The organism is Kocuria sp. CPCC 205235 (assembly GCF_040980905.1).
Taxonomy (GTDB): Bacteria; Actinomycetota; Actinomycetes; order Actinomycetales; family Micrococcaceae; genus Kocuria; species Kocuria carniphila.
On sequence record NZ_JAVKPR010000002.1, the window covers coordinates 37,326 to 49,195 of the forward strand.

Here is an 11,870-nt window from a genome sequence, read left to right on the forward strand (position 1 = left end):
GCCCGTGAACTGTAAAAAATCTTACACAAGTCTTGGTAATCTGGAACGCATCGTGCACAATTGCCTATACGAGCTGTGGCACCCGCCACTTTCTACTTCTTTCGCGGCGCCCCTCACGAGGCATCGCTCCACCGATTCAGGATGCACGTTATGGCTACTTCAACTGCCACCCCTTACTCGGAGACCAATCCGGGCGGCATTGCCGTCTCTTCCAGGAAAACCCTCATCAACACGGGCATTGGCAACGCCCTGGAGTGATACGACTGGAGCATCTACGCGACTTTCTCCATTTACTTTGCTCGCGAGATCTTCAACCCGTCGGATCCCGTGGCCTCCATCCTGGGCGCCATGGCCATCTTTGCCGTGGGCTTCATTTTCCGCCCCATCGGCGGCCTGTTCTTCGGCTGGATGGCCGACCGCGTGGGCCGCAAGGCCGTTCTGCTGACCACGGTCGGCGGCATTGTGCTGGGCGCTGATGATCGGCCTCACGCCCACCTTCGAGACCGCAGGCGTGTTCGCCGCGATCATGTTGTTGGCCGCACGCCTCATCCAGGGCCTGGCCTACGGTGGCGAAATGCCTACCGCCCAGACTTACCTGGCGGAAATGGCTCCCCCGGAGCGCCGCGGCCTCTGGTCCTCCATGATCTACGTCTCCGGCACCATTGGCGCGTGCCTGGGTATCTTCATGGGCGTCATCATGAACCTGTTCCTCTCCCCCGAGCAGATGAGCGAATGGGGCTGGCGTGTGCCGTTCTTCATCGGTGCCCTGGGTGGCCTGTGGGCCCTCGTCGGCCGTTCGCAGCTGCACGAGTCCGAGACCTTCAAGACCAACAAGGCCAAGCGCCCCTCCATCTGGCCCGAGTTCCGCCGCAATTGGAAGTCCGCCTTCCGTGTGATCGGACTGACCATCGGCGGCACCGTGTGCTACTACGTGTGGTCCGTCTCCGCCGTTCAGCAGGCCGTGGTGGTTCACGGAATGCCGCAGGCCACCGCCCTCAACGCGAGCCTCTTGGCCAACGTGGTGCTCATCATCTCCCTGCCGTTCTGGGGCAAGTTCTCCGACCGATTCGGTCGCCGCCCCGCACTGATCATCGGCAACGTTGTTCCGCTGCTGCCGTTCTTCCCCATGAACGCCATGGTGGGTCAGACCTTCGTGTCCCTGGTCTTCCCCGCCGCACTCATCCTGCTCTTCATGGGCGCCACCCTGGCCAACACTCCGGCCGTATTCGCGGAGTTGTTCCCCACCAGCGTGCGCACCGTGGGCGTGGCCTTCCCGTACGCGGTGGCCGTGGCCATCTTCGGTGGCACCGCACCCTACCTGCAGAACTGGATCAGCACCCAGTACTCCGTGAGCGCTTTCTCGGTGTATGTGTGCCTGCTGCTGCTCGTGTCATCGGTGGTCGCATTCTTCCTTCCCGAGACCAAGGGCAAGGACCTGCGCCACTAAAGCTTTCCCGAGAACGACGCCGCCCCCGCACCTTTTCCAGGTGCGGGGGCGGCTTTCGTCTGTCTACCGTTCGAGAACGGTCAACCCTGCCTTACTTCTTGGCGGGGGTGTGCAGCAGCTTCTTGTTGGCGAACTCTTCGATACCGAAGGGGCCCAGCTCACGGCCCACACCGGAACGCTTGACGCCACCGAAGGGCAGGTCCGGAGCGGTGCCGGTGACCTCATTGACGAACACCATGCCGGAGTCCACGCGCTTGGCGATCTCCAGAGCGGCGGCCTCGTCCGCGCCGAACACGGAACCACCCAGGCCGAAGGGCGAGGAGTTGGCGAGTTCGATCGCTTCGTCAGCGTCCTTGACCTTGTAGACCACGGCCACCGGGCCGAAGATCTCCTCGGCGTAGGCGCGCATCTCGGGGGTCACGTCAGCAAGGACGGTAGCTTCCATCCATGCGCCGTCGCGCTCGATCTTCTTACCACCGGCCAGCACGGACGCGCCCTTGTCGATGGCGTCCTGGACCTGCTCCATGATCTCGTCACGAGCACCCACGGTGCTGATCGGGCCCAGGAAGGTCTTGTCGTCCGAGGGGTCACCGGGCTCGATGCCCTGGACAGCCTGCGCGAACTTGTCCACGAAGGACTCGTAAGCGTCTTCCAGAACGATGAAGCGCTTGGCGTTGGTGCACGCCTGGCCGTTGTTGGACATACGACCCATCACGGCGTTCTTCACGGTGCGTTCCACGTTCTGGTCGTCCAGAACGATGAAGGGGTCGGAACCGCCGAGCTCCAGAACGACCTTCTTGAGGTTCTTACCAGCGGTGGCGGCCACGGAGGCACCTGCGCGCTCGGAACCGGTCAGGGACACACCCTGCACAGCCGGATCCGGGATCACGATGTCAGCGATCTGGTCGTTGGAAGCGAAGATGTTGATGTAAACATCCTTGGGGAAGCCCGCCTCGTGGAAGAGCTCCTCCTGCACCACGGCAGACTGCGGAACGTTACCGGCGTGCTTCAGCAGGATGGTGTTACCCAGCATCACGTTGGGTGCTGCGAAACGAGCCACCTGGTAGTACGGGAAGTTCCAGGGCATGATGCCCAGCAGGGAACCGGTGGAATCCAGGACCACGCGAGCTTCGCCACCCGTGGACGGTTCCAGGGTGCGGCCTTCCATGAAGCCCTCTGCGTTGTCCGCGTAGTAGTCGTAGATACCCGCAACGATCATGACCTCGCCAATGGCCTGAGCCTTGGGCTTGCCCATCTCGTCGGTCAGGATCTTTGCGAGCTCTTCCTTGCGCTCGCGGTACAGCTCAGCCATCTTGTGCATGAGCTGGGCGCGCTCCGAAACGGGAGTGTTGCGCCAAGACTTGTAGGCCTCACCGGAACGCTTCACTACGTCCTTGATCTCTTGATCCGTTGCGGTGGGGAACTCTTTTACGGTTTCGCCTGTGGCGGGATTAACTGTTGCGTAAGCCATACCCCTAGGTTATGCCTCACTCAGAGTTTGGCGAACAGCGTTCACCGAGGGCGAGAGTCCTCCTTCTGTATTGCATCGGGCCCCACGGGGCTTGATATCGCAAATTTCTTATATAAGGATGGTCTTATGACAACCGAGGCTACGGGACCGCTGTCCCCCTATCTGGATGTGGCTCGCCTGTTCGGCGCGCTGGCCAACCCGGCTCGCTGCGCCATCGTGGAGCGACTCACCGTGGAGCCCCGGTTCGTCGGAGAGCTGTCACAGGAGTTGGGCCTGTCCCAACCCCTGGTCTCGCAACATCTCAAGGTGTTGCGAGAGGCCCACCTCGTGGAAGGTTTCCGCGACGGCCGAGTCACGCGCTACCGCTTGATCGACGAGCACGTAGCGCACGTCTTCCTGGACGCCCATCAACACACCAAGGAGCACCACAATGAGCGCTGCAACCACTGAGACCACCTGCGCCTGCGAGAAGTGCGGCCCCAACTGCACGTGCGAAACCTGCACCTGTGAGAACTGCACGTGCGAGAAGTGCAACCACGCCGCCTGATCGCAAGACCATCTAGCCTCTTCGCTTTAGCGGGCACCGCCCGCTAGCGAATACAGCGGGGACCTTGCCCTTAAGGGCGGGGTCCCCGCTGTCATGCACTCCTTCTACGGCGAGTCCCGCGCATGCACATTGCGTGGGGTTCCCCACGTGTATCCACCCCGCATGAGGTGCCGCCGGCGCCTTAAGTGACGCTTCTGGTTCCGCCGGAACCCTCGCGGCGATCCCAAGAGGTTCCCACGAAACACCACGTGCGCCGGGAGGATCCAACGAAACCTGGGGCGCGGCGTCGTCGGCGGGAAGCAACCTTGCAAAGGTGGGCAACGCGCAATGGAGCGGCGAAAAGCCCAATTGAGTCCTTCGAGCGACAGAATAAGGACATCAATTCGCATTACTTGCTCGATAGGACGTGCCCATGACTCACACAGACCAACGGGGATTCAAGAAAGTCCTTGGCCGGATAGATGCCATTGCACTCGGGGTGGGCGCGATGATCGGCTTCGGCTGGGTCGTGCTCACCGGCGGCTGGCTGGATGACGCCGGAACCATGGGCGCCGCGCTGGCCATGCTCGCCGGTGGCATCATCATGACGGTTGTGGGTCTGGTCTACGGCGAGCTCGTGGCCGCCATGCCCGCAGCGGGCGGTGAGCACAACTACTTGCTGCGCGGCATGGGTGCGCGCTGGGCATTTATCGGCTCGTGGGGCATTACGGTCGGCTACATCACCATCGTGGCGTTCGAGGCCGTGGCCGTACCGCGAACCGTGCAGTACATTTTCCCGGGGTTGAGCCAAATTCCTCTGTGGACCATTGCCGGCTTCGAAGTGAATCTCACGTGGGCGCTGGTCGGCTCGCTCTCCGCAGTGATCATCACCTGGATCAACATCCGAGGGGTGAAGCAGGCTTCAACCGTGCAGATTTTCGTGATTCTGTTCCTGGCCATTGTGGGCCTGTTCATGATCTTCGGGGCCTTCAGCGGCGGGTCGGAACAGAACATGGAACCCTTCTTCTCCAACGGGATGGCTGGATTCTTCACCGTGCTCGTGGTGGTGCCGTTCCTGTTCGTCGGTTTCGATGTAATCCCTCAGGTCTCCGAGGAGATGAACCTCTCGCCCAAGAAGCTCGGCGGAACCATCGTGATCGCCGTCCTGCTGGCCACCGTTTGGTACGGAATGGTGATTCTCACCACATCGGCTTCGCTGCCGGTAGCCGAGTTGGCCGTGGCCGACATCGCCGTGGCGGACGCGGTGGGAGCCGTGTTCAACTCCCAGGCCATGGCCAACCTGCTTCTCGCCGGCGGTCTGGCCGGCATTCTGACATCCTGGAACTCCCTGCTCATGGGCGCTTCCCGGTTGCTTTGGGCCCTGGGGAATTCCCGCATGCTGCCGCGCTGGTTCGGCAAGATCCACCCCAAGTACGGCACACCCATCAACGCACTGCTCTTTGTGGGCGCACTGTCCTTCATCGCGCCGTTCTTCGGCGAGGAAATGCTGGGTTGGCTAGTTGATTCAGGCTCACCCTCCATTGTGATTGCGTACCTGCTGGTTTCCGTGGTGTTCGTGATCCTCCGTAAGCGCGAACCCTCGATGGAACGCCCGTACCGAATCGGCGGCCGCAAGAATGGCGGAGTTGTCATCGGAATCCTGTCGGTCGTCCTGTGTGCCGGATTGGCCATCCTGTACATCCCGGGCATGCCGGCCAGCCTTGGCGTAGCCCCCTATGTCATCTTCGGTTTGTGGTGGCTGCTCGGACTGATCTTCCTGCTGCGCATCCCCCGAGGCATTGAACCGGGAGAAGACGCGGAGCCCCGACTGGTGGCTGCCGTGGAAGCCCGCAAGAAATGAGGGATGCTCGGACTTGCGCCGGGGCATAACATGGAATCAGGGGCATTGCGCCCAAGCACCTTCAACTGCACAATTTCTAGGATGAAGTTGTGAGAGAGGCACGATATGACTAACCAAGAGAAAATTTCTGCACTTCTTGAAGCCACTCCCAAGGGTCTGCTGATCAACGGAGAATGGCGCGATGCCTCCGACGGCGGCACCTTTGATGTCGAGAACCCCGCCACCGGTGAAGTCCTGGCCACTCTGGCCTCGGCCACCGAAGAAGATTCCCGCGCTGCCATGGATGCCGCCGCGAACGCTCAGGAGTCCTGGGCACGCACCTCCACCCGCGAACGCTCGGACATTCTGATGCGCGCGTACAACCTGGTGAAGGAACACACCGACGAGCTCGCGACGCTGATGACCCTGGAAATGGGTAAGCCGCTCAAGGAATCGCAGGGTGAAGTTGTCTACGGCAACCAGTTCATGCGCTGGTTCTCGGAGGAAGCACCCCGCCACTACGGCCGCTACGCGGACACCCCCGAGGGCAACCTCAAGATGATTGTGACCCACAAGCCGGTTGGCCCGTGCCTGTTGATCACCCCGTGGAACTTCCCACTGGCCATGGCAACCCGCAAGGTTGCTCCCGCCGTGGCCGCAGGCTGCACCATGATCCTCAAGCCTGCGCGCCTCACCCCGCTGACCTCGCAGTACTTTGCCAAGTTGATGATCGAGGCGGGTATCCCCGCGGGTGTTCTCAACGTAGTGTGCTCGGCCTCCGCCTCCAAGGTTTCCGGCCCCATCATGGACGACCCGCGCCTGCGCAAGGTCTCCTTCACCGGTTCCACCCCCGTGGGCAAGCAGCTCATGAAGACCGCTGCGGACCGCGTGCTGCGTACCTCCATGGAACTGGGTGGCAACGGCCCGTTCATCGTGTTCGAGGACGCAGACCTGGACAAGGCTGTCGAGGGTGCCATGGCCGCCAAGATGCGCAACATGGGCGAGGCCTGCACCGCGGCCAACCGCTTCCTGGTGCACGAGTCCGTGGCTGAGGAGTTCTCCAAGAAGTTCGGTGAGAAGCTCGGCGCGCTCAAGACCGGTAACGGTATGGACGAAGGCACCGATGTGGGCCCGCTCGTCGAGAAGAAGGCGCGCGACGGCGTCGTCGAGCTTGTGGAAGACGCCAAGGAAAAGGGCGCGACCATCAGCGTGGGCGGCAAGGCTGTGGACGGCAACGGCTACTTCTTCGAGCCGACCCTGATCACCGGTGTGACCGAGGACTGCCGCGTGTTCACGGAAGAGATCTTCGGCCCCGTGGCTCCGGTCATCACCTTCAAGGACGAGGACGACGCCGTGCGTCTGGCCAACTCCACCGAGTACGGCTTGGCCTCCTACGTGTACACCAATGACATCTCGCGTGCGCTGCGCATCGGCGACCGCATCGAGTATGGCCTGTTGGGCATGAACGTCGGCGTGATCTCGAACGCCGCCGCTCCGTTCGGTGGCGTCAAGGAGTCCGGTCTGGGCCGTGAGGGCGGCGCCGAGGGCATTGCCGAGTACACCACCACTCAGTACATGGGCCTGCCCTCCCCGTGGGCCTGATCCACACCTAATTTTTCACCCTTCGAAAGGACAATCAGACAACTATGGCTGAAATCGAATACACGCTTGAGCAGAAGCGTGACCTGAAGACCAGCATCCCGGGCCCCAAGTCCGTTGAGCTGGCAGAGCGCCGCAGTAACGCGCTCGCTTCCGGTGTGGCGTCCTCCGTCCCCGTGTACGCGGACAAGCTGGACGGCGGCGTGATCCTGGATGCCGACGGCAACCAGCTGATCGACCTGGGCTCCGGCATCGCCGTGACCTCCGTGGGCGCATCCGCTCCCAAGGTCGTGGAGAAGGTCAAGGAAGCCGTGGAGAAGTTCACCCACACGTGCTTCATGGTCACCCCGTACGAGGGCTACGTGGCGGTTGGCGAGAAGATCGCCGAGCTGACCCCGGGTTCCTTCGACAAGCGTGCGGCCCTGTTCAACTCGGGTTCCGAGGCAGTGGAGAACGCGGTCAAGATCGCTCGCACCTACACCAAGCGCAGCGCAGTGGTCGTCTTCGATCACGCGTACCACGGCCGCACCAACCTGACGCTGGCCATGACCTCCAAGGTCATGCCCTACAAGCAGGGTTTCGGTCCGTTCGCTTCTGACGTGTACCGCGTTCCCATGTCCTACCCGTTCCGTGATGCTGACGGCATGACCGGTCAGGAAGCCGCCGAGCGCGCGCTGCTCCTGATCGAGAAGCAGGTCGGTGCAGAGAACGTTGCCGCAGTGGTCATCGAGCCCATTCAGGGCGAGGGTGGCTTCATCGTCCCCGCCGAGGGCTTCCTGCCCACGCTGACCAAGTGGTGCCAGGACAACGGCGCTGTGTTCGTGGCTGACGAGGTCCAGGCCGGCATCGCTCGCACCGGCAAGTGGTTCTCCTCCGAGTGGGAGGGCATCGAGCCCGACCTGGTGACCTTCGCCAAGGGCATCGCCGGCGGTATGCCGCTGTCCGGTGTGGTGGGCCGTGCGGAGATCATGAACTCCGTGCACGGCGGCGGCCTGGGTGGCACCTACGGCGGTAACCCCGTCGCCTGTGCAGCAGCCCTGGGCGCCATTGAGACCATCGAAGAGTGGGGCCTCAACGAGCGCGCCTTGGAGATCGAGAAGATCATCAAGGAAGAGCTGGGCGACCTGGCCGAGTCCTCCCCCATCGTGGGCGAGCTGCGCGGTCGCGGCGCCATGATGGCGCTCGAATTCGTGGAGCCGGGTTCCAAGAAGCCCAACGCTGACGCTGCCAAGCAGATTGCCGCTAAGTGCCTCGAGCAGGGTGTTGTCATCCTGACCTGCGGTACCTTCGGCAACAACGTGCGTTTGCTGCCGCCGCTGGTCATCGACTTCGACCTGCTGCGCGACGGCCTGCGCGTGTTCGTCAAGGCCATTGAAGAGGCTGGCGCCTGATCTGAACTGATCACGTAGCGCTTTTCGACGGGCGGTCACCGGTTTCCGGTGGCCGCCCGTTCGCATTTATGGGTTTCTGCGTTTCTTGCGTTCCTGCGTTCCTGGCCAACCTTGACGCCACTACGGACGACGACGACGACGCCGCCCCGCCACCTTCCGCGGTTGCGGCTCCATGGTCTTCGTCTTCCGGTGTCACTTCCGTGGAATAGGGTTCCCTATGCCTTGTTTTCGGCCGGAAATGCGGGATAGGGAACCTTAAACCCTCACGGTCGATGTGGGATGGTGGGACTAACCCGCCGTATACCACTTCATTCCGAGCCCGGAGGACCATCGTGGAGCACTATCCGTCACTCACCGAGACTGTTCTGGCACTGCGCAACGGTCAGGTCACCAGCGAGGACACCGTGAAGTCCTCGCTCGACCGCATCGAAGAGCTCAATGACACCCTGGGCGCGTTCATTCACGTGGATCGTCAAGTTGCTCTGAAGCGGGCCCGAGAGGCGGACGAACAACTGGCCGAGGCGGCGTCGGACCCGTCCGCTGAAGCAGAATTGCCAGCGCTTCTGGGTGTACCCACGGCGTTGAAGGACGGGCACGAAGTTGCGGGGATGCCCACGACCTTCGGAACCCTGATCAACCAGGACGAGAACGGCGAGTTCCCGATCGCTGCCGACTCTGACCCTCTCGCGCAAACCCTTGAGGCAGCCGGCGCCGTGATGGTGGGCAAGACACAAGTCCCGGAGTTCCTGCTCAATTGTTATTCCGAGAACAGAATATTTCCGCCGGCGCGCAATCCCCACTCGCCGGAACACAGCCCCGGAGGCTCCTCTGGTGGCCAGGCGGCGGCTGTGGCCTCCGGGATGCTGGCGGGGGCGATCGGTTCGGACGGCGGCGGTTCGGTGCGAATTCCTGCCGCGGCGTGTGGATTGATCGGGCTCAAACCGAACCGTGGGCGGGTCCCGAGCAGCGATGCACTGAACAACGTGGGGCAGTTGGGCGTCAACGGCCCCATCACGCGCACCGCCTTGGACGCCGCCCTACTCATGGATGTGCTGTCCTCCACCCCGGGACACACCGCCATCAATCGGCCCGTGAAAGCAGTGCCGGAACGGTCGTTCACATCCGTGGTGAGCCGCGCGCTGGCCGGGGATGCTCCATGGGGAGATCGTCCGTTACGGATTGGCGTGAGTACGGCATCCCCGTTCGAGGGCACCTACGACATCTCGGTCTCCCCCGAAGCAGAGCTCGCTCTGTCCGAGGGCGTCCGCCAGTTGCAGGCGCTGGGGCACGAGGTCGAGGAAGCGCAGATCAACTACCTGCCCGGTTATGCGGAGAACTTCTTCAAATTGTGGACGACCGCCGTGGGTCAGATCCCCTTGGCCGACGGGCAAGAGTTGCAACTGACCGGCCTGGCGCGGCACTTTCGAGAAGCCGCGTTGAACCGCTCTGCCGTGGAGTTGGCGGACGCCGTGAGCGCGATTCGCGTGTTCGAGGCCGACACTATCGCTCAATATGCCCAGTACGACATGATTCTCACGCCCGCCCTGGCCATGCCGCCGCGGCCCATTGATTGGTACTTCGAGGGCTACGACATGGCCGATCCTCGCAGCGCAGAACGCGACTACGAGCGGCAGTGCCAGTACACCCCCTACACCTCGTTCATCAACGTGGTGGGGCTACCGGCCATCACTGTTCCCACCGTGTGGACACAGCCGGAATCCGGTGACTACCCCGGCAAGGTGCCGATGGGTGTGCAACTGGTGGGAGCGGCGTCGTCGGAGGCGTGGCTGCTCTCCCTGGCCGCGCAGCTGAACCCGCCCACGGACCCGCGGGCCGCGTGAGTGCAATCGAACGGAACATTGCGTCGCGTCACTGACGAGCGCGGGTTTCCAGAGTAGGTTTGGGGTATGGCGAACCGTGCGGGCACCGAAGCCCAACCCAGTGACCTTGTGAACATCGACGAGCTGATCGCGGCGTATTTCGACCGCGTGCCTGACGCCGGTGATCCCGATCAGCGAGTGGCGTTCGGTACGTCCGGGCACCGTGGATCATCGCTCAAGACCTCGTTCAACGACACACATATTGCGGCCATCACGCAGGCGATTGTGGAGTATCGCGCGGGGCAGGGCATTGCCGGCCCGCTGTTCATGGGCAAGGACACGCACGCGCTGTCCGGGCCGGCGCAGGACACCGCGCTCGAGGTGCTCGCCGCCAATGGGGTGAACGTGCTGCTGGATTCGCGCGAGGGCTTCACACCCACCCCGGCGCTGTCCCACGCGATCATCAAGTACAACGCGTCCGGCGCGGCCGAGCAGGCGGACGGCATCGTCATCACGCCCTCCCACAACCCGCCGTCCGACGGCGGCTTCAAGTACAACCCTCCGCACGGCGGCCCCGCCGATTCGGACGCCACCGAGTGGATCGCCGCGCGCGCCAACGAACTCATGGAGGCCGGGCTCGACGGCGTGAAGCGCGTCTCGAACGACGCCGCTCGGGTCGCAGCGACCACCGGCACCTTCGACTTCCTGGACTCCTATGTCTCGGATCTGCCCTCGATCATCGATCTGGATGTGATTGCGGAATCCGGTCTGCACATCGGCGCGGATCCCATGGGTTCCGCCTCCGTGGCGTACTGGGAAGAGATCAGTAAGCGTTTCGGGCTGAACCTCACCGTGGTGAACCCGGAGGTGGACCCGCAGTGGGCGTTCATGACGCTGGACTGGGACGAGAAGATCCGGATGGACTGCTCCTCCCCCAACGCCATGGCCTCATTGATTGGCAACCGCGATAAATACGACATCGCAACCGGCAATGACGCGGACACCGACCGGCACGGCATCGTGACCCCGGATGCCGGGCTCATGAACCCGAACCACTACCTGGCCGTGGCGATCGATTACTTGTACCGCAACCGCTCGGGCTGGTCGTCAGATGCGGGCGTGGGGAAGACGCTGGTTTCCTCGTCGATCATTGACCGCGTGGCTGACTCACTGGGCCGGCGGTTGGACGAGGTCCCCGTGGGCTTCAAGTGGTTCGTGCCGGGGCTGATTGACGGTTCCATCGGTTTCGGAGGTGAGGAGTCTGCGGGCGCATCGTTCCTGCGCATGGACGGCTCCACCTGGACGACCGACAAGGACGGCATCATCTTGGCCCTACTGGCCGCGGAGATCACCGCCCGCACCGGCAAAACGCCGTCGCAGCGTTACGCGGAGCTAACCGAGGAGTTCGGCGATCCGGTGTACGAACGCATTGATGCACCGGCCAACCGCGAGCAGAAGGCCGCCTTGAAGAAGCTTTCGGCCGAGCAGGTCACCACGGACACCCTGGCCGGTGAGCCGATCATCGCGAAGCTCACGGAGGCTCCGGGCAACGGTGCCGCCATCGGCGGCTTGAAGGTCGCCACGGAGAACGCGTGGTTCGCCGCCCGTCCGTCCGGCACCGAGGACGTCTACAAGATCTACGCCGAGTCCTTCAAGGGATCCGAGCACCTCGCACACGTGCAGAAGGAAGCCAAGGCGCTGGTGGATTCGGTGATTGGGTAGGGACTTCTTTCACATTGACGCGCAGAAGACAAAATTGAAGAAACAGACTTCAGA

Annotated in this window: 8 protein-coding genes; 7 read left to right on the top strand and 1 reads right to left on the bottom strand. The window is 62.9% G+C overall.

What is annotated here, in order from left to right; all coding sequences use genetic code 11:
* Positions 1-475 precede the first annotated feature (475 nt).
* Entirely contained in the window at positions 476-1,447 is a 972-nt protein-coding gene (locus tag RF638_RS01720; RefSeq protein WP_368841280.1) for an MFS transporter, read from the top strand.
* A gap of 91 nt (positions 1,448-1,538) precedes the next feature.
* On the opposite strand, the gene RF638_RS01725 is transcribed toward RF638_RS01720, so the two are convergent.
* Positions 1,539-2,918: an NAD-dependent succinate-semialdehyde dehydrogenase gene (locus RF638_RS01725; protein ID WP_368841281.1), complete on the bottom strand. Its 1,380-nt coding sequence runs from the start codon at positions 2,916-2,918 to the stop codon at positions 1,539-1,541.
* 126 nt (positions 2,919-3,044) lie between these two features.
* Between RF638_RS01725 and RF638_RS01730 the strand changes: the two genes are divergently transcribed.
* The 6 genes from RF638_RS01730 to pgm all read left to right on the top strand — a co-directional run bounded on the left by RF638_RS01730 (position 3,045) and on the right by pgm (position 11,816).
* Positions 3,045-3,368: a helix-turn-helix transcriptional regulator gene (locus tag RF638_RS01730; RefSeq protein ID WP_016996806.1), complete on the top strand. Its 324-nt coding sequence runs from the start codon at positions 3,045-3,047 to the stop codon at positions 3,366-3,368.
* 509 nt (positions 3,369-3,877) lie between these two features.
* The gene (locus RF638_RS01735) at positions 3,878-5,305 is read left to right on the top strand and encodes an APC family permease (RefSeq protein WP_223286231.1); all 1,428 of its coding nucleotides are present in this window, start codon (positions 3,878-3,880) and stop codon (positions 5,303-5,305) included.
* Positions 5,306-5,410: 105 nt separating this feature from the next.
* Positions 5,411-6,886 (top strand): NAD-dependent succinate-semialdehyde dehydrogenase, encoded by a 1,476-nt coding sequence (locus RF638_RS01740; protein ID WP_368841282.1) that lies wholly within the window; start codon positions 5,411-5,413, stop codon positions 6,884-6,886.
* A 44-nt stretch (positions 6,887-6,930) separates the two neighbouring features.
* Positions 6,931-8,274 carry a 4-aminobutyrate--2-oxoglutarate transaminase gene (gene gabT, locus RF638_RS01745; RefSeq protein WP_368841283.1) on the top strand — a complete coding sequence of 448 codons (1,344 nt, stop codon included), beginning with the start codon at positions 6,931-6,933 and terminating at the stop codon, positions 8,272-8,274.
* A gap of 332 nt (positions 8,275-8,606) precedes the next feature.
* Positions 8,607-10,115 (top strand): amidase, encoded by a 1,509-nt coding sequence (locus RF638_RS01750; RefSeq protein ID WP_259912682.1) that lies wholly within the window; start codon positions 8,607-8,609, stop codon positions 10,113-10,115.
* 66 nt (positions 10,116-10,181) lie between these two features.
* Positions 10,182-11,816, top strand: coding sequence for a phosphoglucomutase (alpha-D-glucose-1,6-bisphosphate-dependent) (gene pgm, locus RF638_RS01755; protein ID WP_368841284.1), 1,635 nt, complete (start codon positions 10,182-10,184; stop codon positions 11,814-11,816).
* Positions 11,817-11,870 lie beyond the last annotated feature (54 nt).